The following is a 24,876-nucleotide window of genomic DNA, read 5'->3' on the forward strand; positions in this document are numbered from 1 at the left end:
GGTTAGGCACCATATTACTTCTTGTGACCCAGCAACCCGAGGGTGGCCCCACGGCCCCCAGCCTCGATCAGGCCCGCCGCCAGATCGCCCGCTACGGCCTCGCGGCCGACCCGCAGGCGATCCTGGTCGCGGCCCGGCTGATGGCGGCGGGCGCCAGGATCGGCCAGGCCGGCGAGGTGCACTTCGGCCGATTCGGCCTCTCCACCGGCCGCTACCGGCTGCTGGCGGACCTGGAGGACCACGGCGGCGAGAAGTCGCCCTCCCAGCTCGCGGCGAGTCTCGGCGTCTCCCGGGCGACCGTGACCGGCCTGGTCGACGGCCTGGAGCGGGAGGGCCTGGTGGCCCGCCGGCCGTCCACCGAGGACGGCCGCGGCAACGTGGTGATCCTCACCGCGCGGGGCGCCGACAAGCTGCGGGAGCTGGCCCCCGCGCACTTCGCCCGGATGCAGGCACTGGTCGGGGGCCTCTCCGTCGAGGAGCGCGCCACCTTCCTGGACCTGCTGGCCCGGGTGGTCGCGGGCATGGACGCACTCACCGAGGACTGATCCACCCCCCGGCGGGCCGCCGAATGACGGCCCGCCTCCCTTCAGCCCCAATAGTTAGGCACCTAAGCACAAATACTTAGGCACCTAACCATAAGCGAGAGGAAGAACCGACCCCATGAGCAAGAAGGCCCCGGGCGCTCCCCCGCCCTTCGTCCTGTGGCGCGAGGTCCTGGTCGCCTACGTCATGCCCGCCGCCATGGCCGGGACAGGCGGAGCCGTGACCGGCCAGCCGCAGCTGGTGACCGCCGCGCTCACCACCATCGGCGGCACCTCCGCCCTGGTGGCCGCCGCACTCGGCGCCGTTCTGCGCCGCCGCCCCGTCCGCACCCGGCCCGCCCGGACCCCTCGCCCGCTCGCGGCCGCCGCCCTCGGCCTGGTCGCCGCCGCCCTCGGCCTCGCGGTCGGCCTCGCCGCCGCCCGCTGGCTGCCGCACGTCCCGGCCCTCGCCGACAGCCCCTGGCCGCGCCGGCTGCCGATCGACCTGCCGGTCTCCTCGGCGATCGCCGCCACCATCACCACCTGGCACTGGCGCGGCAGCCGCCCGGCCCGCACGGCGCAGCACCGGCTCCCCGCCGTACCCCAAGCCGGAAACGCGCCCCGACCCGGAGCCGTGTCCCAGCCCGGAGTCGCGTCCCAGCCCGAAACCGCGCTCCACCCCGAAACCGCGCTCCACCCCGGAATCGCACCCCATCCCGAAAGGCAGACGTCATGATCGTCATCATGGGCGCCGGTGGCGCCACCGGCGGCGCCACCCTGCGCAGCCTCGCCGCCCTCGGCGCACCGAGCCGCGCCCTCAGCCGCGACCCCGCCCGGTTGGCCGCCGCCCTCGACGAGCACACGCTCGCCCGGACCGCCACCCTCCCGGCCGACGCCGCCGACCCGGCCTCCCTGCGTACGGCGTTCCGCGGTGCGCACCAGCTCTTCCTCACCATGGCCAACGGCCCGCAGCAGGTCCGGTACGAGCTGAACGCGATCGAGGCCGCGGTGGACTGCGGCGTGGAGCACATCGTCAAGGTCTCCGCGCCCGCCGCCGAGCCGGACTCCCCCGTCGCCGTCTCGCGCGGCCACCACCTGATCGAGGAGCGGCTGCGCTCCTGCGGCATCACCACCACCGTCCTGCGGCCGTACGCGTTCATGCAGAAGCTGCTGCTCCTGGCGCCCGGCATCGCCGCCGCCGGGGTGGTGCACGGCGCGATGGGCCAGGCACGGTGCAACTACGTGGACGCCCGGGACATCGGGGACGCCGCGGCCGAGGTGCTCACCCGTCCCGAGCTGGCCGGCGGCACCTACCCGCTCACCGGCGGGCGGGCCTACAGCTACCCGGAGCTCACCGCACTGCTGGGCGAGCTGCTCGGCCGGCCGGTCCGCTACCTCGACCTGAGCCCGTCCGACCTGCACGCCCACCTGGTCGGCCGGGCCGGGATGCCGCCCTGGCTCGCCACCCACGTGGTGGAGATCCAGCAGCTCGCGGTGGTCCGCAAGGAGACCCCGGACGGCTCCTTCCTCGGCCTCACCGGACGCGCCCCGCGTACCCTGGAGGCCTTCCTCGGTGAGAACCTGCACCGGTTCCGCTGACCACCGGGCAGGACGGCGGGCCGGGCCCGGACCGGAGAAATCGGCCCGGGAGACCCGGCCCGCCACCTCCCGCCACCCGAAGGGAGCAGGAATCGCTGTGGCATGGATCACGGTCGGAAAATCGACCTGACGATCCGTCAATTCCCCTGACGCCCCATCACTTCTACATCAAGAAGCGTCAGTTCTTGACTGACGTTCTGTCAGATTCGGCCATTTGGGCGCCAGTTGGGCCGAGTGTCCGCTCCTTTCCGCTCGCCGCCCCGGGGCTACCATCGGTCAGGTTGTCCGCTCCGGCCCCGGAGTGGGGTCACCCGATCAGGCGGTGCTCCCACCGCCCCAGGGGCCGGGCATCGGTCGGAACGGGGCAAGGACGAGGAGCGCACGGCTGCCATGACAGCTGAACCGAGCCACCCTGAGCAGTACGCCACGCCACCGCAGCAGCCCACCCAGGCCGCACCGCCCGCGCCACCGCAGCCGGACCCGGAACCAGAGCCGCAGCCGGAACCAGAGCCGCAGCCGCAGCAGGCACGCGCCCTGTTCCCCGGCCGCCCGGCCGCCGCCCCGCGCACCCTGGTCGACGTGCTGGACGCCACCGTGCGCGCCCACCCCGACGAGCCCGCCCTGGACGACGGGCACACCGTGCTCAGCTACCGCGCGCTGGCCGCCGAGGTCGAGCAGCTGCGCCGCCGGCTGGGCGCCGCCGGGATCGGCCCGGGCGACCGGGTGGGCGTGCGCGTGCCCTCCGGCACCAACGACCTCTACGTCTCGATCCTCGCGGTGCTCGCCGCCGGCGCCGCCTACGTCCCGGTGGACGCCGAGGACCCGGACGAGCGCGCCGAGCTGGTCTTCGGCGAGGCCGCCGTCGCCGCCGTGCTCGGCGCCGAGCGCGGCCTGGCGACCACCGGCGAGCGCGCTCCCGCCCTGGAACGCCGCCCCACCCCGGCCGACGACGCCTGGATCATCTTCACCTCCGGGTCGACCGGCAAGCCCAAGGGCGTGGCCGTCACCCACCACAACGCCGCCGCCTTCGTGGACGCCGAGGCCGCGCTCTTCCTCCAGGAGGAGCCGATCGGCCCCGGTGACCGGGTGATGGCCGGCCTCTCGGTCGCCTTCGACGCCTCCTGCGAGGAGATGTGGCTGGCCTGGCGGCACGGCGCCTGCCTGGTGCCGGTCCCCCGCTCCCAGGTGCGAAGCGGCGCCGATCTCGGCCCCTGGCTGGCCGAGCAGGAGATCACCGTGGTCTCCACCGTCCCGACCCTGGCCGCGCTGTGGCCGGCCGAGGCGCTCAACGAGGTGCGACTGCTGATCTTCGGCGGCGAGGCCTGCCCGCCCGAGCTGGTACAGCGCCTGGTCACCGAGGGCCGCGAGGTGTGGAACACCTACGGCCCCACCGAGGCCACCGTGGTCGCCTGCGCCGCCCTGCTGACCGGCGAGGGCCCGGTGCGGATCGGCCTGCCGCTGGACGGCTGGGACCTCGCCGTGGTGGACGAGGCCGGTGTGCCGGTCGCCCCCGGCGGCACCGGGCAGCTGGTGATCGGCGGCGTGGGCCTGGCCCGCTACCTCGACCCGGAGAAGGACGCCGAGAAGTACGCGCCGCTGCCCTCGCTGGGCTGGGAGCGCGCCTACCGCAGCGGTGACCTGGTCCAGGCCGACCCGGCCGGCCTGCTCTTCCTCGGCCGCACCGACGAGCAGATCAAGCTGGGCGGCCGCCGGATCGAGCTCGGCGAGGTCGACGCGGCCCTGCAGGCCCTGCCCGGTGTGGCGGGCGCGGCGGCCGCCGTGCGGACCGCGCGCGGCGGCAACCAGCTGCTGGTCGGCTACCTGGTGATCCAGGACGGCTTCGACCGCGAGCAGGCCGTCGAGCGGCTGCGCGCCGAGCTGCCGGCCGCCCTCGTGCCGCTGCTGGCGACCGTCGAGACCCTGCCCACCCGGACCTCCGGCAAGGTCGACCGCAACGCCCTGCCCTGGCCGCTGCCCGAACTGGAGAGTGCCGGCCCGGGCGAGGAGCTGTACGGCACCGAGGCCTGGCTGGCCGAGCAGTGGTCGGAGATCCTCGGCGTCCGGGTCGGCGGCCCGCGCGACGACTTCTTCGCGATCGGCGGCGGCAGCCTGGCCGCCGCACGGCTGACCACCCTGCTGCGCACCCGCTACCCGAGCGCGGCCGTGCTGGACATCTACCAGCACCCGACGCTGCGCAAGCTCGCCCGGCACCTGGAGCGCACCGCCGGCGAGAGCACCGAGGCCCGCACCGTCGCCCTGGTGCCGACCAGGGCCAAGCTGCTCCAGCTGTTCCTGCTGGTCCCGCTGTTCACCGTGGTCGGCCTGCGCTGGACGGTCGCCCTGCTGGCCGCCGGGAACCTCCTCACCCACCTCGGCGACTTCCCGTGGGCCCCCACCGCCTCCTGGTGGTGGGTCGGCGCGGGCGTGCTCGCGCTGTACACCCCGCCGGGGCGGCTGGCCCTCGCGGCGGGCGGCGCACGGCTGCTGCTGCGCGGCGTGCGCCCGGGCAGCCACCCGCGCGGCGGCTCGGTCCACCTGCGGCTGTGGACCGCCGAGCGGCTCACCGAGCTGAGCGGCGCGGACTCGCTGTCCGGCGCCTGGCTGGTGCGCTACGCCCGGGTGCTGGGCGCCAAGGTGGCGCCCGAGGTGGACCTGCACTCGCTGCCGCCGGTCACCGGGATGCTGAAGCTGGGTCGCGGCTGCGCGGTCGAGGCCGAGGTGGATCTGTGCGGCTACTGGCTGGACGGCGACCGGCTGCTGATCGGCCAGGTCAAGATCGGTTCCGGTGCCGTGGTCGGCACCCGCTCGACCCTGCTGCCCGGCGCCCGGGTCGGCAAGCGCGCTCAGGTGGCGGCCGGCTCCAGCGTCACCGGCCAGGTGCCGACCGGCCAGCGCTGGGGCGGCGCGCCCGCCGTCAAGCTGGGCCGCGCCGAGCGCACCTGGCCCAAGGACCGCCCGGTCCGCCGGGCCCGCTGGGCCTCGCTGTACGGCGCCAGCGGTGCCGTGCTCGGCCTGCTCCCGGTGCTGCCCGCGCTCGCCGCGCTGGCCGTGCTCTCCCGCTTCGTCGACCAGGGCGCGGCCCTCGGTCCGGCGCTCGGTGGCGCACTGCTCGGGCTGCTGCCCGCCACACTGGCGTTCGGCGCGGTGTACGCGGCGCAGCTGGTGGTGCTGGTCCGGCTGCTGAGCACCGGCCTGGTGCCCGGGACGCACCCGCTGCACGGCCGGGTGGGCTGGCAGGCGTGGACCGTCACCCAGCTGATGGACCGGGCCCGCGAGGTGCTGTTCCCGCTCTACGCCGGACTGGTCACGCCGCTGTGGCTGCGCGCCCTCGGGATGCGGGTCGGCCGGGGCGCGGAGGTGTCCACGGTGCTGGCGCTGCCGAGCCTGACCACGGTCGGCGACGGCGCGTTCCTGGCCGACGACACCCTGATGGCCCCGTACGAGCTGGGCGGCGGCTGGGTGCGGCTCGGCGAGGCGAAGGTCGGCGAGCGGGCGTTCCTCGGCAACTCGGGGATGACCGCGCCGGGCCGCTCGGTGCCCAAGCGCGGCCTGGTGGGCGTGCTGTCGGCGACGCCGGCGAAGGCGAAGAAGGGCGGGTCGTACCTGGGCATGCCGCCGATGCGGCTGCCGCGCTCGGCGGACCAGGCCGACCAGAGCCTGACCTACGAGCCGCCGGCCCGGCTGCTGTGGGCCCGCGGGCTGGTCGAGGTGGGCCGGCTGGTGCCGGTGCTGGCCTCGGCGGCGCTGGGTCTGCTGACCGTGGCGGCGCTGTCCTGGCTGGCGGCCGGCTCGCCGCTGACCGCCGCGCTGCTGTCCGGCCTGGTCCTGCTGGCGGCCGGCGCGGTGGCCTGCGCGGTCGCGGTGGCGGCCAAGTGGCTGCTGGTCGGGCGGTTCCGCGCGGTGGAGCACCCGCTGTGGAGCGGTTTCGTGTGGCGCAACGAGCTGGCGGACACCTTCGTGGAGATGCTGGCCGTGCCGTGGCTGGTCGGCGCGGTGCCCGGCACCCCGGTGCTGAACCTGTGGCTGCGCTCGCTCGGCGCGCACGTCGGACACGGCGTCTGGTGCGAGAGCTACTGGCTGCCGGAGGCGGACCTGGTCACCCTCGGCGACGGGGTCACCATCAACCGCGGCTGCGTGGTGCAGACGCACCTCTTCCACGACCGGATCATGCGGATGGATACTGTGGTCCTCCGCGAGGGCGCCACCCTGGGCCCGGGCGGCATCGTGCTGCCCGGCAGCACGGTGGGCGCGCGCAGCACGCTGGGCCCGGCCTCGCTGGTGATGCGCGCCGAGTCCGTCCCCGCCGACACGCGGTGGCTGGGCAACCCGATCGAGGCGTGGCAGACCACGTCGTGACCACCTCCCCGTCCCCCCGTCCCGGCCCGCAGGAAGCGCACGCCCCCGTGAAGCCCAAGCACGTCCCCGCGGCCGCCGGTGCCCCGGACCCGTACTTCCCGAACAGCGGCGACCACCGCTACCGGGTGCACCGCTACGAGCTGGCGCTGGACTACCGGCCCGGCCCCAACCGGCTGGCCGGCTCGGCCCGGCTGAGCGCGGTGGCGGACGCGGCGCTGGCGGAGTTCGCACTCGACCTCGCCGAGTTCCGGATCGGCCGGGTGCTGGTCGACGGCCGGGCCGCCCGCTACACCCACCGCGGCGGCAAGCTGCGGATCCGCCCGGCCAGGGCGCTCGCACCGGGCGCCGCGTTCACCGTCGAGGTGCACTACACCGGCAACCCGCGCCCGGTGCGCAGCCCGTGGGGCGGCCTGGGCTGGGAGGAGCTGACCGAGGGCGCGCTGGTGGCGAGCCAGCCGGTCGGCGCACCGTCCTGGTTCCCGTGCAACGACCGGCCCGCCGACAAGGCCACCTACCAGCTGGCCGTCACCACGCCGTCCCCGTTCACGGTGGTGGCGAGCGGCCGGCTGCTGACCCGCACCACCAGGGCGTCCAGCACCACCTGGGTGTACGAGCAGAGCGCGCCCACCCCGACGTACCTGGTGACGGTGTCGATCGGGCACTACCGGCCGGTGCCGCTGGCGGTGCGACCGGCGGTGCCGCAGACCGGCTACGTCCCGGAGCGGCTGGCCGCCGCGTTCGCCCGGGACTTCGCCCGGCAGCCGGAGATGACGGCGTACTTCGGCGAGGTCTTCGGCCCGTACCCGTTCGGCGAGTACGCGGTGGTGATCGCGGACGAGGAACTGGACGTCCCGGTGGAGGCGCAGGGCGTCGCCACCTTCGGCACCAACCACCTCGGCGCCGGCTGGGAGCACGAACGGCTGATCGCGCACGAGCTGGCCCACCAGTGGTTCGGCAACAGCGTCACGATCGCCGACTGGCGGCACATCTGGCTCAACGAGGGCTTCGCCAAGTACGCGGAGTGGCTCTGGTCCGAGCACGCCGGCGGCCCGGGCGCGGCCGTGCACGCCGCCGCCGCGCACCGGCTGCTGGCCGGGCTGCCGCAGGACCTCCGGCTCGACGACCCGGGCCGGAAGCTGATGTTCGACGACCGGCTCTACCAGCGCGGCGGACTGGTGGTGCACGCGCTGCGGCGGACGCTCGGCGAGGACGCGTTCTTCGCGATGCTGCGGGACTGGACGGGCGCCAACCGGCACGGCGTGGTCGCCACCTCCGACCTGCGCGCCCACGCCGCCCGGTACACCACCGCTCCGCTCGGCCCGCTCTTCGAGGCCTGGCTGGAGCGGCCGGAACTGCCGCCGCTGCCGGACTGAGCGCTCCACCCGGCCCGGCGCCGCGCGGTTCGCCCGCGGCCGGGGCGTGGGCCTGGGCCGGGGCCTGGGTGTGGGCCTGGTTAATCGGTCGGCCCCGGGCCCGGGCTGGGCTACTGTCCGTGCATATGTCGATGAGTCCAGAAGCCCACATGACCGACCTGCCCGCCGAGCTGCTGCCCGCCACCCGCCGCGCACTGCTGCACCGGCTCGCCGTCGCCCAGGCCGAGGGTCGCACGCCCTCCATGGTCGCCGGGGTGCTGCGCGACGGGCAGCCGGTGTGGAGCGGAGCCCGCAGCATGGTCGACGGGCACGCCCCCACCCCGGACGTCCAGTACCGCATCGGTTCGCTCACCAAGACCTTCGTCGCCGTGCTGGTGCTGCGGCTGCGCGACGAGGGCCTGCTCGACCTCGCCGACCCGCTCTCCCGCCACCTGCCCGGCACCCCCGCCGACGAGGCGACCGTCGTCCAGCTGCTCGCGCACTCCTCCGGCCTGACCGCCGAGACCCCCGGCCCCTGGTGGGAGCGGACCGAGGGCTCGCTGCGGCCGGGCCTCGACAACCTCCTGGAGGCCGAACGGCCGCTGAAGCACCCGGCCGGGCGGGTGCACCACTACTCCAACCCCGGCTACGCGCTGCTCGGCGCGCTGGTGACGAAGCTGCGCGGCGAGCCCTGGGGCGAGGTGCTGCGCCGCGAGGTGCTGGCCCCGCTCGGCATGGACCGCACCACGCTGCTGCCCGAGCACCCGCACGCCGGGGGCTTCGCCGTCCATCCCTGGGCCGACGTCCTGCTGCCCGAGCCGCTCACCGACACCGGCCTGATGGGCCCGGCCGGTCAACTCTGGTCCACCGTCGCCGACCTGGCCCGCTGGGCGGCCTTCCTGACGACCGGCGACGACAAGGTGCTGTCCGCCGAATCCCTCGCCGAGATGCGCTGCCCGGCCGTCGCCCCGGACGACGCCGAGTGGACCAGCGGCTACGGCCTCGGCCTGCAACTGCGCCGCCACGAGGGCCGGTTGCTGTACGGACACACCGGCTCGATGCCTGGCTTCACGGCGGGCCTGTGGATCAGCGAGGCCGACGGCCTGGCCGCCTACGCCCTCTCCAACGCCACCAGCGGAGCCGCCAGCGCCTCGGCCCTGGCGGCGCAGCTGATCGCGCTCACCGCCGAACTGGAGCCCCGGCTGCCCGAACCGTGGCGCCCGCTGCCCGCGGTGGACGCGGAGCTGGTGGAGCTCACCGGCCCCTGGTACTGGGGCGCCGCGCCGGCCGCCCTGCGGCTGCGGCCCGGGCGGGTGCTGGAGCTCACCCCGCTCACCGGCACCGGCCGGGGCTCGCGCTTCCGGCCCGAACCGGACGGCACCTGGACCGGCGTGGAGAACTACTTCGCGGGCGAGACCCTGCGGGTGGTCCGCCACCCCGACGGCACGGTCAGCCACCTCGACATCGGCTCCTTCGTGTACACCCGTGAGCCGTACGGCCCGGCCGGCGCCGTCCCGGGCGGGGTCGACCCGGAAGGCTGGCGGACGTTCTGAGCCGCGCGTAGCGATCGGGCCGCAGGGGCGTGCGGTGCGGCCGTACGCCCCTGCGGCGGGAGTTGTCCACCCCCGGCGGGCGAGCGCCGGGTGCAGGACAAGTGACCGCCGGGCCACGGGTGTTCCCATTCAACAGGTGCACATCTGCGCTCCGCCGGGCCGCAACATAAATGCCAACCGGCTCGGAGAGACATACGGGGACCGGTTCGCGTCCATGCCCAACCGCCTGCGGACCGGGACGGTGCCCTGGTGATCCACGGCACCGCCGATCGTGCTGCCCTGGAGGGTCCGCCATGACCACCGTCCCCACGTACGCTCCGTCCGCAGTCGCCCCCACCCACGACGCCCGGGCGGTCCCCGCGCCCCGCCCCCGGCCCGCCGCCCCGGCCGCGTACACCGTCTCCCTCGCCCGCGACGAGGACGACGTGCGCGCCGCCCAGCGGCTGCGTCACCAGGTCTTCGGCGCCGAGCTGGGCGCGGTGCTGCACAGCCCGGTCGAGGGCCTGGACGTCGACCCGTTCGACGAGTACTGCGACCACCTGCTGGTCCGCGAGGGCGAGCAGGGCGCCGTCGTCGGCACCTACCGGCTGCTGCGCCCCGAGGCCGCCCGCCGGGCCGGCCGGCTGTACTCCGACGGGGAGTTCGACCTCTCCGCGCTCGCGCCGGTGCGCCCCGGCCTGGTCGAGCTCGGGCGCTCCTGCATCCGCCCGGACCACCGGGGCAACGGCGCCGTCATCAACCTGATGTGGGGCGGCATCGCGCGCTACCTGGCCGACACCGGCAACACCTGGGTCGGCGGCTGCTGCTCGATCGAGCTGGCGGACGGCGGCGCCACCGCGGCCCGGGTCTGGGACACCGTCAGCGCCAAGCACCTGGCGCCCGAGGAGTACCGGGTCACCCCGCACCGCCGCTGGGACGCCACCGGGGTGGCGCGCGCCGAGCGGGGCGCGCTGCCGGCCCTGCTCCGCGGCTACCTGCGGCTGGGCGCCTGGGTCTGCGGCGAGCCCGCGTACGACCCGGACTTCGACTGCGCCGACCTGTACGTGCTGCTGTCGCTGGAGCGCACCGACCCGCGCTACCTGCGGCACTTCCTGTCCGGCGTACCCGCCTCGGGCGCCTCGTCATGAGCGTCTGGCTGCCCACGGCGACCTGCCGGCCCGAGACCTGCCTGGCCGAGGCCTCGCCGGAGGTCTCCCACCCCCGGCGGGCGCTGCGGCTGGCGGCCTGTCTGGCCGCCGTGCTGGCGGGGGTCGTGCTCGGCCTGCCGGTCCGGCTGTTCCCGTACCGCGCCCGGATCCCGCTGGTCCGGCTCTGGGCGCGGACGGTGCTGCGCGCCCTCGGGGTGACCGTCCACCTCGCCGGGCCCGACGGACCGGGTCCCGGCGCTGACGGCGGGGTGCTGGTGGTGGCCAACCACGTTTCCTGGCTGGACATACCACTGCTCGCCGCCGGTCGGCCGGGCCGGTCACTGGCCAAGACGGAGGTCCGGCAGTGGCCGGTGCTCGGCCCGCTGATCGCCTGCTGCGGCACCGTCTTCCTGGACCGCGACCGGCTGCGGACGCTGCCGGACACCGTCGCCGCGGTGGCCGGGGTGCTGCGCTCCGGGCAACCGGTGATCGTCTTCCCGGAGGGGTCGACCTGGTGCGGGCGGGAGAGCGGCCGGTTCCGGCCCGCCCTGTTCCAGGCGGCGGTGGAGGCGGGCGCCGACGTCCAGCCGGTGACGATCCGCTACCGGCTGGCGGACGGACGGCCGACCAGCGTGCCCGCCTTCATCGGGGACGACGGGCTGCTCACCTCGCTCGCCCGGGTGGTCGCGGCCCGCGGGCTGGTCGCCGACGTGACCTTCCTGCCGCCGATCGCGCCGCCCGGCCCGCAGCCCGCCCGGGCGGGCGCCCGGCGCGAGCTGGCCCGCAGGGCGCAGGCGGCGATCGAGGGCATCCACTGACGGGCCGCCGGTGCGGCGCCCGTTCGGCGGGCGCGTCCGGGCGTACCGTGCGCCCGGCCGGGCCGCCGACCCGGATCGCCGACCGGATCGCCGATCAGGCGGAGCGGGCCTCGGCCGGCTCCGCCGGCCGCGGGCGGACGGCCTCCGGCGGGGCGATCGGACGGGCCCGGCCGAGCAGGATGGCGACCAGGACGGCGGTGACCGCGAGCGCGACCGCCCCGCAGCGCACGGCGAGGTGGATTCCGTCGATGAAGGCGCCGTCCACCGCCTCCTGGAGCGGACCGGGCAGTGCCGCCGCGGCTGCGCCACCGCCGTGCACCGCGCCGGTGGGCGCGTCCGCGATCGGACCGACGGCGTCCGGCGGGACGCCGAGCCGGTGCAGCGCGCCCGTCAGGGAGTCGGTCAGCCGTCCGGTCAGGACGGCGCCCAGCACGGCGATCCCGAGCACCCCGCCGAGCTCGCGCAGGGTGTTGATGGCCGCCGAGGCCATCCCGGTCTGGGCCGGGGCGACCCGCTGCATCACCCCGATCGACACCGGGGTGAAGGTGAGCCCCATCCCGAGGCCCATCGCGAACAGCGTCCACAGGTATTCGAGGTAGTGCGCGTGGTCTCCGTACAGTGACAGGCCGCCGAGGCCCGCCGCGCAGAGGACGAGGCCGAGCACCAGCGGCGGCCGGGGCCCGTGGCGGGCGGTCAGCCGGCCGGAGAGCGGCGCGGCGAGCACCAGCATCGCGGTCATCGGCAGCCCCGCGTAGCCCGCGGCGGCCGGGGACCAGCCGAGGGTGCCCTGCATCATCAGCGGCAGGAAGAACAGCGCGCCGAACATCCCGAAGCTGACCATGAACCCGCTGAGCAGCGCGCCGCCCAGCATGCCGTCGCGGAACAGCCGCAGCTCCAGCATCGGTTCGGCGAGCCGCAGTTCGAGCAGCAGGAAGGCGATCAGCAGCACGGCGGCCGCGGCGCCGCAGCCGAGCACCCGGGCGTCGGTCCAGCCCCGGGACGGGCCCTCGATCAGCGCGTAGACCAGCAGGCCGAGTCCGGTGGCGGACAGGGCGAGGCCGCCGAGGTCGATCCGGCGGGCGCGCGGCGGGATGTCCGGGAGCACCCGGGCGGCGAGCAGCAGTCCGGCGACGCCGATCGGCACGTTGATCCAGAACACGCTGGCCCAGCCGAGGTGTTCGACCATCGGGCCGCCGACCACCGGTCCGACCGAGAGGCCGAGCGCGGAGACCCCGGACCAGGTGGCGATGGCCTTGGCCCGCTCCTGCTCGTCGGTGAAGACGTGCCGCAGCAGGGCGAGGCTGCCGGGGGTGAGCAGCGCGGCGCCGACGCCCTGGAGCATCCGGGCGCCGACCAGCACGCCGATCGTGTCGGCGAGCGCGGCCAGGGCCGATCCGACCGTGAAGAGAGCGAGGCCGAGCCGGAACACCCGGGTGCGGCCGTAGCGGTCGCCGAGTGCGCCACCGGTCAGCACGAAGGCCGCGTAGACCAGGCTGTAGCCCTCGGCGACCCATTGCAGGCCGCTGATCCCGGCGTCCAGTTCCTGGCCGATGCGGGGCAGGGCGTTGTTGACGATGACGTTGTCCAGCATGGACATGAACATCGTGACGCAGAGCGTGAGCAGCGCGAGCCGTCGGCGGCGGGCGCTCGATTCCTCCATGGGGTTCCCTCCCGGTCATGAGCCCCTAACACTGTTAGGGGTCGGCGCGACAGCCACAGATTGCACCTAACGGTGTTAGATTGCAAGCGGGAATCCACCACACGGCCGGAGGCGTCCGCACACCCATGCCGCAGAACCACCCCGACACGCCCGGGACCGACGACACGACACCCGCCCTGACCAGGGACGCCCTCGCCCAGGCCGCCCTGCACGTCCTGCAACGGGACGGACTGGGCGGGCTGTCCATGCGCAAGGTCGCCGCCGAGGTCGGCGTCAAGGCGGCCTCGCTGTACTGGCACGTCCGCAACAAGCAGGAGCTCCTCGACCTGCTCACCGACGCGCTGTTGGGCTCCGCCGAGCCCCCGCCGCGCACCGGCGGCTGGCGCGAACAGTTCCACGCGTACTGCTGGCGCTACCGCCGCCTGCTGCTCGACACCCGGGACGCGGCCAAGGTCGTCGCCGGCCGGCTCGCCCCCGGACCCCACCTGCTCGGGCTGATGGAGGACCAGCTGGACCGGCTCCGCGCGGCCGGCTTCTCCGACGCCGACGCCGCCATGGCCAGCTACCTGCTGGGCGCCTTCGTCCAGGGCTTCGTGCTCCAGGAACAGTCGCCGATCTCGGCCGCCGAGGTCCTCGGCACCAGCCGCCGGGACATCGCCGACGCCGCCGGCGACCTGTTCCGCGCTCTGCCCGCCGAGACCTTCCCCAACCTGGTCGCCCTCGCCGACGACCTCACCGCGCCGGACATGGACGCCCGCTTCGAGTTCGGCCTCCAGCGGGTCCTCGACGGCCTGGCCGCCCTGCTCCCGCCGGAGCGCCGCTGAGCCCCTCCTCGGGATTCGACACCGGGGTAGGCTCGCCGGGCCCACCCCGTACGACCACGGAGGAGTCACCGATGCCCGAGCCGTACCCCCTCTACGAACCGTACGCACAAGGCCTGTTGGACGTCGGCGACGGGCAGCTGATCCACTGGAACGCCTCCGGTGACCCGGCGGGCAGGCCGGCCGTGGTGGTGCACGGCGGGCCCGGCTCCGGCCACAGCCCGGGCACCCGGCGGTACTTCGACCCGGAGCGCTACCACCTCGTCCAGTTCGACCAGCGCGGCTGCGGGCTCAGCCGCCCGGCCGCCGCCGACCCCTCGACCAGCCTGGAGCACAACACCACCGCGCACCTGATCGCCGACATGGAGCGGCTGCGCGAGCACCTCGGCATCGACAAGTGGCTGCTCTACGGCGGCTCCTGGGGCTCCACGCTGATCCTCGCCTACGCGCAGGCCCACCCGGAACGGGTCTCCGCGATCGTGATCTGCGGGGTCACCATGACCCGTCCCGAGGAGACCGACTGGCTGTACCGCGGCGTGAGCCGCTTCCTGCCCGCGGCTTGGGAGGCGTTCCGGGACTTCCTTCCGCCCGCCGACCGCGACGGGGACACCTTCGAACTGCTCGCCGCCTACAGCCGGCTGCTCAACAGCACCGACGAGCCGGTCCGGCGGGCCGCCGCCAACGCCTGGGCCACCTGGGAGGATGCGGTCATCTCGCACGAGACGCTGGGCAAGCCGAACGCGTACACCGACCGGCCCTCCGACGCGCTGATGGCCTTCGCCCGGATCACCGCGCACTACTTCTCGAACCGGGCCTTCCTGCCGGACGGCCAACTGCTGCGCGACGCCGGGCGGCTGTCCGGAATCCCCGGCGAACTGATCCACGGCCGACTGGACCTCGGCGGACCGGTCGACACGGCCTGGCAGCTGGTCAAGGCCTGGCCGGACGCCCGGCTGACGGTCATCGACGACTCCGGGCACACCGGCAGCCCGCGGATGCGGGACGCGATCCTGGCCGCGATCGAGCGCTTCGCCTGAACCCCGGCCGGGCGTCCGGGGCACCCGCCGGGCGCTCACCGGGGCCCTCGGGTCCTCCGAACGCCCGGCCGGTTCGTGCAGGTGGGATTCCCCTACGATACGACGCATGCTCGCCTATGCCCCAGCCGCCCTGTTCTTCCTGTTGTTCGGAATCGGGGTAGTACGCGACCGTCGCCAGTTCAGCAACGCCGTCCTGCTCGGCATCGCCGTCTCCCTCCTGTCCCTCGCCCTGCTCGCCGAGCTCCGCAAGGCACCCAGCATGGTGATCACACTCGCGGCGGCGGTCATCGTCCTCCTCCCGGCCCTCGGCACGGCAGCCCTGGTCTGGTTCCTGCTCGCCAACGGCCTGACCATGATCCGCAAGGAGGGCAGACGGCCGGCCAACCTGCTGTCGCTGCTCGCCGGGCTGGGCATCCTCGGCGTCATCGGACTGCTGATCGCCGCCCTCATCGTCCACTCGCGGCCGCTGGCCGCGCTCGCGGGCACCGCGGTGCTCGTGGTCGGCTACGTCTCCTTCCTGTTCACCTGCTTCGTCGGCTACGCCTTCCTGTACAGCCGCCACCGGCCGCGCCGGGACGTGGACTTCGTGATCGTGCTCGGCTCCGGGCTGATCGGCGGCGAGCGCGTCCCGCCGCTGCTCGCCAGCCGGCTGAACCGGGGCCGCGAGGTGTACGAGAAGCAGGCCGCCCGCGGCAACCCGCCGGTGCTCATCACCTCGGGCGGCCAGGGACCGGACGAAAAGCTGCCGGAGTCCCACGCGATGGCCGACTACCTGGTCGAACGCGGCTTCCCCGAGGAGCACATCGAGCGGGAGGACCGCTCGCGCACCACCGAGGAGAACCTGCTGTTCAGCAAGGCCATCATGGAGCAGGCCAAACCCGACTACCGCTGCGTCGTGGTCACCAACAACTTCCACGCCTTCCGGGCGGCACTGCTCGCCCGCCAGACCGGCGTCAACGGCCACGTCTTCGGCTCTCCCACCGCCCGGTACTACTGGCCGAGCGCCACCATCCGCGAGTTCGCCGCGATCTTCCTGTCCCACAAGCTGGTCAACTTCGGGATCTGCGGCTTCATCGCCCTCTGCGGAGTGCTCGCGGCCCTGTGAGCCGCCCCGGGACTCCCACCCGGGCGGGCCCCGGTCGCTCGGGCGGCCGGGGCCGGTCCTTTCCCATCCGCCATCGGGTTGTGGAGGTGGTCCCCGGGTTCGCCCTGGAACACCGCCGTCCCCGACGTCACCTCGCCTCAAGTGCGTTCCGGTGCGGGGCAGGTACGGCCTTCGGCGCTCCGCAGGACGCGCGGCCGGGTCGCAGGACCACGGCGCGGGGCGCAGGGCGCGAGCCGCGAACCGCGAACCGCAGGACCATGGCGGCCTGCGCCATGCCCGGGCAGTGGACCCCGGATGACCGTCACATGGCACCGGGCCTGCGGGCGCGCCACGCTGCACGGGACCGGCCCCCACTCCTCCCTCACGTTGGAGTCCCCATGCCACTGCGCCCCACCGCCGCGGCGCTGCTCACCGCCGTCGCCCTCGCGCTCGGCACCGCCGCGCCCTCCGCAGCCGTCGCCTCCCCCACCGCACCCACCCCACCCACCACGGTTTCCCCCGTCACAGCCTCCGCCGCATCCTCCGTGGCGGCGGCCGCCAGCGGCAGCTTCCAGCAGGTCACCGGGTTCGGCACCAACCCGGGCAACCTCGCGATGTACACCTACACCCCCGCCGGCTTGCCCGGCAACGCTCCCCTGGTGGTCGCGCTGCACGGCTGCGTCCAGAGCGCCACCGACTACTACCGCAACTCGGGCTGGACCAAGTTCGCCGACCAGTACGGCTTCGCGGTGGTGTTCCCGCAGACCAGCAGTGTCAACAACAGCCTCTCCTGCTTCAGCTGGTTCGACGCGAGCAGGGCCGCCCGGGGCGTCGGCGAGGCCAGGTCGGTGGTCGAGATGGTCGCCAAGGCCGAGTCCCTGTACGGCTCGGACACCCACCGGGTGTTCGTCACCGGGCTCTCAGCGGGCGGCGGGATGGCCGCCGACCTGTTGGCGGACTACCCCGACGTGTTCGCCGGCGGGGCGATCGACTCCGGGCTGCCCGCGCACTGCGCCACCACCCAGGCCGCCGCCTCCGGCTGCCAGAACTCCGATCAGGGGCTCACTCCGGCCCAGTGGGGCGACAAGGTCCGGGCCGCGTACCCGGGTTACACCGGGCCGTGGCCCAGGGTGGCGGTCTGGCAGGGCACCGCCGACACCGTGGTCAGGCCGGTGAACGCGGCCGAGCTGCGGGACCAGTGGACGAACGTCCAGGGTCTTGGCCGTCAGCCGACCGGCACCCGGAGCCTGCCCGGCGGCACCATCCAGGAGCTCTACGCCGATGCGAACGGAAGGCCCGCGGTGGCCGTGTTCACGATCAGCGGGATGGGCCACGGCCTGGCCGTCGACCCGGGCTCCGGGGCCGACCAGTGCGGGGCGACCGGCGCCTACTTCCTCGACACGATCTGCTCCGGCTACTACACCGCGCAGTTCTGGGGGCTGGACGGCGGCTCCGGCCCCACCGACCCCGGGTTGCCCGCCCCGACCGGGCTGACCGCGACCGCGGCCGCCGGGTCGATCGCCCTCGGCTGGCAGTCCGTCAGCGGCGCCTCCTCGTACCAGGTCTTCCGCGATGACACCCAGGTGGGCAGCACGACCGGCACGGCCTTCACCGACACCGGACTCGCGGCCGGCACCACGTACCGCTACACCGTGGCGGCGGTCGACGGGTCGGGCGCCGCCGGCCCCCGGTCGGCGGCGGTGACGGCGACCACTCCGGGCGGGGGCACCCCCCAGTGCTTCACCGCCAGCAACTACGCGCACGTCTCGGCCGGCCGTGCGACCCAGACCGGCGGCCAGACCTACGCGCTCGGCTCGGGCCAGAGCATGGGGCTCTGGAACACCTTCGTCACCCACACCCTGAAGCAGACCGGCCCGGGCTACTACGTGCTCGCCGACGGCCAGTGCTGAGCGGACGGCCGCTGCCGAGCGGACGGTGGCCACCGCGCTACCGGGTGACGCCGCGAACGCCCGCGCCGCCGCGCCCGTCGAATCCGTCGAATCCGCCGTGTCCGCCGCGCCCGCCGCGCCCGTCGTCCGGTTCATCCCGCCCCCACCTCCACCCCTGCCTCCGCCCGTAGCCCGGCGAACAGGTCGGTCTCGATCACGCCCTCCCCGGCCGCCGAGCCCACCACCGGCACCAGGCTCCGGGCCAGGTGGTAGTCCTCGGTCGGCCAGACCTCGCGCTCGATGTCCCGCGGGTGGGCCATGAAGGCCACGCCCGGCTGGACCTGGGTGGCGTGCGCCAGCATCGCCGCGTCCCGTACGGCGAACTGCTCGGCGCACGCCACCCGGGTGGTGGTGGCCAGGGCCTGCGGGGTGTCGGGCCAGCCGGCGAGCAGCTCGCCCATCCCCGAGGGGACGCCCCGTTCCGTCATGGCCTCGTGCAGGGCCCGGAACCAGGCCCGGGAGAGCGCCAGGTGGTAGTAGAGCTTGGACACCTGCCAGGGCTCGCCCGACCCGGGATCGTGCCCCGGGTCGGCGGCGGCTTCGACGGCCGCCACCGTGACCCGGTGGGTCATCATGTGGTCCGGGTGCGGGTAGCCGCCGGTCTCGTCGTAGGTGATCACCACCTGCGGGCGGAACTCCCGGATCAGTGCGACCAGCGGCGCCGCCGCGAGTTCCACCGGCCGGGCGGCGAAGCAGCCCTCGGGAAGGGGTTCGTCCGGGCCGGGCATCCCGGAGTCGACGAAGCCGAGGAACCGCTGGCGCACACCGAGGATCTCCCGGGCGGCCGCCATCTCCTCGCGCCGGACGCGGGCGATGTCGGCCCGGACCTCGGGCCGGTCCATGGCCGGGTTGAGCACCGAGCCGCGCTCGCCGCCGGTGCAGGTGGCGACCAGGACGTCCACGCCCTCGGCCGCGTACCGGGCGAGGGTGGCCGCGCCCTTGCTGGACTCGTCGTCGGGGTGCGCGTGGACGCTGAGCAGGCGAAGGCCGTCGGGGTGACGGATGGACACGGGTGCCTCCAGGTCTGGGTGGTCGGGAACCGGCCGGTGGTCAGCCGGAGCGGCGGGTGGTCAGCCGGACCGGCGGGTGTTCGGGTAGAGCAGCGCCGGAGCGATGGCGAGCGCGGACAGGGCCAGCACCCACCAGAAGGTCTCGCCGAAGGCCGCACCCGGCCGGCCCGGGTGCCCGTCCTGCGCCTGCTGGAGCGCCAGCGTCAGCACCGCCGTGCCGAGCGCCCCGCCCACCCGGTTCAGCACGTTGACCGCACCCGCCGCCGCCGGCACCTGGTCCTTCTCGACGCTCCCGTACACCACTGACAGGCCGGGGATCGCGATCATCCCCATGCCCGCGCCGCGCAGTGCCAGCGAGCCGGCGATCAGCCAGGCGGCCGGTTCGGAGCCACTGCCCAGCTGGGTGAACGCGATCGTGCCGACCAGGGAGCAGCCGATGCCGATCATGATCAGCGGACGCGGCGCGATGCGGTCGGTCATCCGGGCGGCCAGCATGGCGGTGACCGCCGTGCCGAGGGCCTGCGGCGCCAGCAGCAGACCGGCCTCCACCGCGCCGGCGTGCTTCACCTGCTGGTAGTAGAGCGGCACCAGGAACATCGAGCTGTAGAGCGCCGCGCCCTGCAGGAAGCTGTTCGCCGTCGCCACGCTGAAGCCGCGCCGGGCGAACAGCCGCAGGTCGATCAGCGGTGTCCGGACGCCCCCGCGCCCCACCCTCAGCGCGTACCAGCCGTAGGCCGCCACCAGCACCGCGCCCGCCACGAGAGCGACCCAGCCGGCCGTTGCGCCGTCACCGATCGTCGCGAGCCCGTAGACCAGCCCGGTCAGGCCGGGCGAGAGCAGCACCAGACCGGTCACGTCCAGCCGGGGCTTCGGTGCGTCCGACGTCTCGTCGGACGGCAGCCAGCGGGCGGCGAGCAGCAGGATCACCAGCCCGACCGGCACGTTCAGCAGGAACATCCAGCGCCAGTCGAAGTGCTCCAGCACCAGCCCGCCGAGGATCGGCCCCAGGACCGGGGCCAGGCTGATCGGAAGCATCAGCGTGCCCATCACCCGCCCGACCCTGGACGGCCCGGCCGCTTGTATGATGATCGCCTGGCCGAGCGGTTGAATCATCCCGCCGCCGATCCCCTGCAGCACCCGGAAGGCGATCAGACTGCCCGTCGACCAGGCCAGGCCGCACAACGCCGATCCGAGCACGAACAGGACGACCGAGGCGAGCCACGCCCGCCGCCCCCCGAAGCGGCCGGCGGCCCAACCCGAGAGCGGCATGGTCAGCGAGATCGCCAGCAGGTACCCCGTGGCCACCCACTGCATCTCCGCGATCGAGCCGTGCAGATCGCGCCCGACGGAGTCGATGCCGACGTTGACGATCGTGCTGTCCAGCAGCGCGAGCACCGGCCCCAGCGCGAGCACCCCGCCCATCTTCCACAGGCCCGGCGGAATCGGCTCCGGCTCCCCCTCCCGGACTTCTCCCCGCCGGCCCTTCGCAGCAACGGATGCGGTCATGCGCCCTCCCCTGGTCGCCCTTGGGCGAGTCGCCCCCGATACCGCGTGCCGCCACTTCGACGCTCACCCGGCACACTCTCGGACGCCCACCCGGGCAGCCGCTCCGGCCGCCCCGGAAAGAACTTAGGACGGACCCATCGATGAGGTCAAATCTAATTTCTGTACTCGACCCAGCTTCCTGCGCTAGGCTCCCGGCATGACCGAGACCGGGACGACTCCGAACCTGCGCGAGCTCAACAAGCGCCGCACCCGTGAGGCGATCTCGCACGCCGCGACCAGGCTGTTCATCGAGCGGGGCTTCGACCGCACGACCATCGCCGAGGTCGCGGCCGCCGCGGGCGTCGCCAAGATGACCGTCACCAACCACTTCCCGCGCAAGGAGGACCTCTTCTTCGACCTGCACGAGGAGCTCGTCGTCCGGCTCGCCGCAACGGTCTCCGAGCGCGCACCGGGCGAGTCGGCGCTCGCCGCGCTGCGCCGCGACTGCCTCGCCGGGCTCGACCGGCACGACGCCCGGCTCGGCTTCTCCGGCCCGGAGTTCGCCCGCACCGTGTTCGACAGCCCCGCCCTGGGCGCCCGGCTGCGCGAGCTGCACGAGCAGAGCGAGACGGCACTCGCCGAGACGCTGGCCGAGGCGGTGCACGAGAGACCCGTCGGCTTCGAGTGCCGGGTCGCCGCCGCCCTGCTCGCCGCCGTGGACCGTGCGGTGTTCGCCGAGGTGTTCCGCCGCACCCTGGCCGGCGAGGAGCGGGCGGCGATCGCCGCCGCGGTCCGCCCCTCGGCCCTCCGGGCCTACGACCGCCTGGAGAGCCCCCTCGGGAACTTCGCCGTCCGGGACGCCTGAGTAGGGCCGGGGGCTGGCGCGGTGGCTGATGCACCGTTTCCAGTCCCCGCCGCTTCACACCGTGCATTGCGGTTCGACCGCTGCACCCACCACGGCAACCGGATCGCCCGAAGCCCGGACAGCCCCTCGATCCGGAGTCCCTGGCGTTTCGTGCCGCGGCCGCCCCGGCCGCGTCGTGGCGACGAGTTCCGGGTCGCCGCTGTCGAAGGCCGCGTCGCGTCCGGGCCGTGCACGCTGTCGGCGGTGGGACGACGGTGTTCCGCCGCGAGCGCCCGCTCGATGTGATCGGCCACCCGCTGCAGTAGGTCGACCGGGCTGATGATCACGTCGACGGGGACGTCGACGTGGAAGATCTCCTTCACCAGCCGGGAGAACGACAGCGCCGTAAGGCTGTCACCGCCGAGTTCAAGGAAGCGTGTGCCGGGCTCCACGGCACCCTCCTCCAACCCCAGAAGCGCCTGCGCCGCCCGGAACACGGTCGCCGGTACCGGCTGGTCGGCGCCGGTGCGACGCAGCGTCCGGCCCTCTTCGGCCTCACGGTCGGACAACTCGGTGTACAACGCTTCGAAACGCTCGCCGTACCGCTTCGTCAGGGCCGGGCGCAACGGCTTGCGCACCCCGGAGAGCAGCCCGTTCTCCTGGGTGAACGGCTCGGTCTCGACGAGGAGGTCCCTCGGGACCTCCTAGGAGTTCAGCCCCGCCTCGGTGGCGAGCTTCCGCAGGGACTCCCGCAGGATCGGCCTGAGGCGCCGGGCCTCCCCGTCGACGCGGTCGAGGGCCTCCTGCGTCGGCACGGGCGCTGAGGTCCACGAACGACCAGATGGCGCAGCCTCAGGTTCAGCAGAGGTACCAGCGACACCGGATAGTCCACGCCGCGCCCCTCGCGCCAGGAGAGACACACCTTCAGCACGGGCGGATCGTCCCGATCCGCAGTGAGTGCCTGCGTTCCAAGGTCCTAACGGTGCTTGCCGAGGTCAGAAATCGAACAGGCGGATCGGCGCTGCGAGGAGGAGGTTGAATGGCCGCGGCGGTGGCACCCGTGGATTGTCCGTAGATCCGGCGCCGTCCGGGGGCAGAGGGTCTGAGCTCCTCGGCAGGTGACACGGAGCCGCCCGTCTACTCGGCGTAGGTCCCACACGCCGGTGCGAGACCTGCGCCCGTCCTGACGACCCGTCGTCGAGGATCGAGACTAGAAGTACCCGATGCCGGCGATCTGCCAGGGTGCTCCGACATGGGTGGGGCTGCCGTTCTCCTCCAGCACATCAGCTCGGCCGATGATGCTGTTGTCGGCCATGTGCCAGATCTGGGTCTCATCGGTGCTGGTGTTGTGCCAGAGGATGTCCGGGCTTCCGTCGCTGTCGAAGTCTGCGGTGCCGGCGATCTGCCAGGGTGCTCCAACGTGGGTGGGGCTGCCGTTCTCCTCCAGCACGCTCTGCCGTCGGGCGATGCGGTGGGCGTAGTCCATGGACCAGATCTGGGACTCGTTGGTGCTGGTGTTGTGCCAGAGGATGTCCGGGCCTCCGTACGGGTTGAGGCCTGACACGCCGGCGATCTGCCAGGGTGCTCCGACGCGGGTGGGGCTGCCGTTCTCCTCCAGCACATCAGCTCGGCCGATGATGCTCATGTCGTTCATGAACCAGATCTGGGTCTCGTTGGTGCTGGTGTTGTGCCAGAGGATGTCCGGGTATGAGTCGCTCCGGTTGAAGTTTGCGACGCCGGCGATCTGCCAGGGCGCTCCGGCGTGCGCGGCGTTGCCGTTCTCGTCGCGCACGATCCGGCTGGTGAGGTTGCGACCGTTGCTGTCCAAGTATCTGATCACGGTCTCACCGGTGTCGGTGAGGTGCGTGATGACGTCCGCGGTTCCGTTGTGGTCGAAGTCTGCCGCGCCGGCGATCTGCCAGGGTGCCGGGGCCCCAGTGGGGCTGCCGTCCGGGCCGACCACGGTCTGCCGGCCGATGACGCGGCTGTCGTCCATGTACCAGATCTGGAGCTGGTCGAGGCTGGTGTTGTACCAGAGGATGTCCGGCTGGGCGTCGCTCAGCATTTGATCGGCGGGTGGCCAGGTGACCTGGGCGGGCGCGGTCCCGTCCGGGGTGGGGCCGCCGTTGTTCACCGAGACTGCCGGGGTGGTCCCCTTGTCGCCGGCCCGGCCCGTTGCGCTGTGCGCCGGGCCGGTACTCAGGGCTGTCAGGGCGGCGACGACGGCGATGGCCGTGCCGACCAGGGTTGTCTTCGTTCTGGGCATGGTGGTTCCTCCTGTGCGCACCGACGGCCTGATGCCGGGGACTGTGATCTGACGGACGAGAGGAGGCGCCCTGCGCTGGCCGGCACGTGCGCTCACCCGGCGACCCCGCGCCGCGGCCGGCGGACCCGCTGGTGTTCCGGGGCGGAGGTACGCCGCGTCCCGCACAGGTCGTTCCACGGAGTCGGCCACCGGTCACAGGCACCGGTCCGAAACCATCCCACTGCATGAAGCCTGGTGAACCGGCCCGTCACGTCGACGCGCTCGGTGTGGCGGGGGTGACCATGACGAACAGCGGCAAGCCCTTGCGACGGAGGCCGGCCGGCACACTCGCCGGTTCAGCCCTGAAGGGAGGCGAGCCAGGCGGTCAGCAGGCGGTTGACGTCCTCGGGACGCTCCTGCTGGATCCAGTGCCCGCAGCCGTCCAGGATGTGGGTGGAGGCCAGGGCGGGGAGGGTGGTCGGGTAGGCGTCGATCGCGTCGGCCATCCAGGTCGTGGAGGCGTCCAGGGCGCCGCCGATGAACAGGGAGGGCTGCCTGATCGGGGCTCCGCCGTACTGGGCGAGGTCCTCCCAGTCGCGGTCCATGTTGCGGTAGCGGTTGAGGGCCCCGGTCATGCCGGTGCGCTCGAACTCCCCGGCGTACACGTCGAGGTCGTCCTCGGTCAGCCAGGCGGGCAGCTTGCCGTTGGGGAAGCGGTCGCGCAGCCGGCCGCCGGTGCGGGTCACGAAGTGCGGGTCGGGCTCGCCCCGGGCGGGCATGGTGTCGGCGGACATGGCCGCGTAGAAGCCCGCGAGCCAGCCCCGGAGGTCGGGCTCCATCTCTGCTTCGGCCCGGCCGGGCTCCTGGAAGTACGAGACGTAGAACTCCTGGTCGCCGCCCATCTGCGCGAAGACGTCGGTGGGCCGGGGGCCGCCGGGCGGCGCGTAGGGGACGCTCAGCAGCCCGACGGCGCGGAAGACCTCGGGGTGGAGCAGGGCGGAGGCCGCCGCAATGCTGGAGCCCCAGTCGTGCCCGACGACCACCGCCGCCTCCTCGCCCAGGGCGCGCACCAGGGCGACGTTGTCCTCCACCAGGTCGAGCATCCGGTAGGCGTCCGTCGCGGCCGGCTTGGAGGAGCGGCCGTAGCCGCGCACGTCGAGCGCCACGGCCCGGTACCCCGCCGCCGCGAGGGCCGGGAGCTGGCGGCGCCAGGAGTACCAGGACTCTGGGAAGCCGTGGACGAGCAGGACCAGTGGTCCGGTGCCCTGCTCGACCAGGTGCAGGCGCCCGGCGGGTGCCTCGATGGTGCGGTGGCGCAGGTCGGCGGACGGTGCGGGCTGGTGCATCGCTTCTCCTCGGTTCACGGGCGGGCGCGGTTACCCACCGATCATGCGGCGCGGCATCCGCGCGACGCG

Annotated in this window: 19 protein-coding genes; 13 read left to right on the plus strand and 6 right to left on the minus strand. The window is 74.0% G+C overall.

From position 1 onward, the window contains the following. The first annotated feature begins 23 nt into the window (after window positions 1-23). From ACFVVA_RS32545 to ACFVVA_RS32580, 8 genes are all read left to right on the plus strand, one after another. Window positions 24-545 carry a MarR family winged helix-turn-helix transcriptional regulator gene (locus ACFVVA_RS32545; RefSeq protein WP_387694349.1) on the plus strand — a complete coding sequence of 174 codons (522 nt, stop codon included), beginning with the start codon at window positions 24-26 and terminating at the stop codon, window positions 543-545. A gap of 115 nt (window positions 546-660) precedes the next feature. Further along, window positions 661-1,257 carry a hypothetical protein gene (locus tag ACFVVA_RS32550; RefSeq protein ID WP_387694350.1) on the plus strand — a complete coding sequence of 199 codons (597 nt, stop codon included), beginning with the start codon at window positions 661-663 and terminating at the stop codon, window positions 1,255-1,257. Further along, window positions 1,254-2,120, plus strand: a complete 867-nt coding sequence (locus tag ACFVVA_RS32555; protein WP_387694351.1) for an NmrA family NAD(P)-binding protein — start codon at window positions 1,254-1,256, stop codon at window positions 2,118-2,120. Before ACFVVA_RS32550 ends, ACFVVA_RS32555 begins: the two co-directional genes overlap by 4 nt. 390 nt (window positions 2,121-2,510) lie before the next feature. Next, complete coding sequence (locus ACFVVA_RS32560) at window positions 2,511-6,476, plus strand: Pls/PosA family non-ribosomal peptide synthetase (RefSeq protein ID WP_387694352.1); 3,966 nt, start codon at window positions 2,511-2,513, stop codon at window positions 6,474-6,476. A gap of 47 nt (window positions 6,477-6,523) precedes the next feature. Beyond that, window positions 6,524-7,849, plus strand: a complete 1,326-nt coding sequence (locus tag ACFVVA_RS32565; RefSeq protein WP_387694353.1) for a M1 family metallopeptidase — start codon at window positions 6,524-6,526, stop codon at window positions 7,847-7,849. Window positions 7,850-7,998: 149 nt separating this feature from the next. Continuing rightward, window positions 7,999-9,381 (plus strand): serine hydrolase domain-containing protein, encoded by a 1,383-nt coding sequence (locus ACFVVA_RS32570; RefSeq protein ID WP_387694354.1) that lies wholly within the window; start codon window positions 7,999-8,001, stop codon window positions 9,379-9,381. 293 nt (window positions 9,382-9,674) lie between these two features. Next, window positions 9,675-10,508, plus strand: a complete 834-nt coding sequence (locus ACFVVA_RS32575; protein ID WP_380547933.1) for a GNAT family N-acetyltransferase — start codon at window positions 9,675-9,677, stop codon at window positions 10,506-10,508. Then, window positions 10,505-11,326 (plus strand): lysophospholipid acyltransferase family protein, encoded by an 822-nt coding sequence (locus ACFVVA_RS32580; protein ID WP_387694355.1) that lies wholly within the window; start codon window positions 10,505-10,507, stop codon window positions 11,324-11,326. The genes ACFVVA_RS32575 and ACFVVA_RS32580 overlap by 4 nt, the downstream gene beginning before the upstream one ends. A gap of 94 nt (window positions 11,327-11,420) precedes the next feature. On the opposite strand, the gene ACFVVA_RS32585 is transcribed toward ACFVVA_RS32580, so the two are convergent. Next, window positions 11,421-12,986, minus strand: coding sequence for an MFS transporter (locus tag ACFVVA_RS32585; RefSeq protein ID WP_387694356.1), 1,566 nt, complete (start codon window positions 12,984-12,986; stop codon window positions 11,421-11,423). 125 nt (window positions 12,987-13,111) lie between these two features. On the opposite strand from ACFVVA_RS32585, the gene ACFVVA_RS32590 reads away from it, so the two are divergent. The 4 genes from ACFVVA_RS32590 (at window position 13,112) to ACFVVA_RS32605 (ending at window position 17,838) form a co-directional block, all read left to right on the plus strand. Next, window positions 13,112-13,810: a TetR/AcrR family transcriptional regulator gene (locus tag ACFVVA_RS32590; RefSeq protein ID WP_387694357.1), complete on the plus strand. Its 699-nt coding sequence runs from the start codon at window positions 13,112-13,114 to the stop codon at window positions 13,808-13,810. Between the two features lie 71 nt (window positions 13,811-13,881). Continuing rightward, window positions 13,882-14,844: a prolyl aminopeptidase gene (pip, locus tag ACFVVA_RS32595; RefSeq protein WP_387694358.1), complete on the plus strand. Its 963-nt coding sequence runs from the start codon at window positions 13,882-13,884 to the stop codon at window positions 14,842-14,844. Between the two features lie 106 nt (window positions 14,845-14,950). Then, window positions 14,951-15,949: a YdcF family protein gene (locus ACFVVA_RS32600; RefSeq protein ID WP_387694359.1), complete on the plus strand. Its 999-nt coding sequence runs from the start codon at window positions 14,951-14,953 to the stop codon at window positions 15,947-15,949. A gap of 377 nt (window positions 15,950-16,326) precedes the next feature. Next, window positions 16,327-17,838 (plus strand): PHB depolymerase family esterase, encoded by a 1,512-nt coding sequence (locus ACFVVA_RS32605; protein ID WP_387694360.1) that lies wholly within the window; start codon window positions 16,327-16,329, stop codon window positions 17,836-17,838. 131 nt (window positions 17,839-17,969) lie between these two features. Here the strand turns inward: ACFVVA_RS32605 and mca are convergent, their stop codons facing one another. Then, on the minus strand, window positions 17,970-18,887 hold the full coding sequence (gene mca, locus ACFVVA_RS32610) for a mycothiol conjugate amidase Mca (RefSeq protein WP_387694361.1): 918 nt from the start codon (window positions 18,885-18,887) through the stop codon (window positions 17,970-17,972). 60 nt (window positions 18,888-18,947) lie between these two features. Then, on the minus strand, window positions 18,948-20,393 hold the full coding sequence (locus ACFVVA_RS32615) for an MDR family MFS transporter (RefSeq protein WP_387694362.1): 1,446 nt from the start codon (window positions 20,391-20,393) through the stop codon (window positions 18,948-18,950). 196 nt (window positions 20,394-20,589) lie between these two features. On the opposite strand from ACFVVA_RS32615, the gene ACFVVA_RS32620 reads away from it, so the two are divergent. Next, window positions 20,590-21,237: a TetR/AcrR family transcriptional regulator gene (locus tag ACFVVA_RS32620; protein WP_387694363.1), complete on the plus strand. Its 648-nt coding sequence runs from the start codon at window positions 20,590-20,592 to the stop codon at window positions 21,235-21,237. On the opposite strand, the gene ACFVVA_RS32625 is transcribed toward ACFVVA_RS32620, so the two are convergent. The 3 genes from ACFVVA_RS32625 to ACFVVA_RS32635 form a co-directional block, all read right to left on the minus strand. Further along, window positions 21,186-21,854 carry an acyl carrier protein gene (locus ACFVVA_RS32625; protein ID WP_387694364.1) on the minus strand — a complete coding sequence of 223 codons (669 nt, stop codon included), beginning with the start codon at window positions 21,852-21,854 and terminating at the stop codon, window positions 21,186-21,188. The two genes, ACFVVA_RS32620 and ACFVVA_RS32625, sit on opposite strands and share 52 nt — an antisense overlap. A 572-nt stretch (window positions 21,855-22,426) precedes the next feature. Beyond that, the gene (locus tag ACFVVA_RS32630) at window positions 22,427-23,482 is read right to left on the minus strand and encodes a hypothetical protein (RefSeq protein ID WP_387694365.1); all 1,056 of its coding nucleotides are present in this window, start codon (window positions 23,480-23,482) and stop codon (window positions 22,427-22,429) included. A 335-nt stretch (window positions 23,483-23,817) separates the two neighbouring features. After that, window positions 23,818-24,807, minus strand: a complete 990-nt coding sequence (locus ACFVVA_RS32635; protein WP_387694366.1) for an alpha/beta fold hydrolase — start codon at window positions 24,805-24,807, stop codon at window positions 23,818-23,820. Window positions 24,808-24,876: the final 69 nt, after the last annotated feature.

This window comes from Kitasatospora sp. NPDC058048 (assembly GCF_042885555.1).
Classification (GTDB): Bacteria; Actinomycetota; Actinomycetes; order Streptomycetales; family Streptomycetaceae; genus Kitasatospora; species Kitasatospora lactacystinica.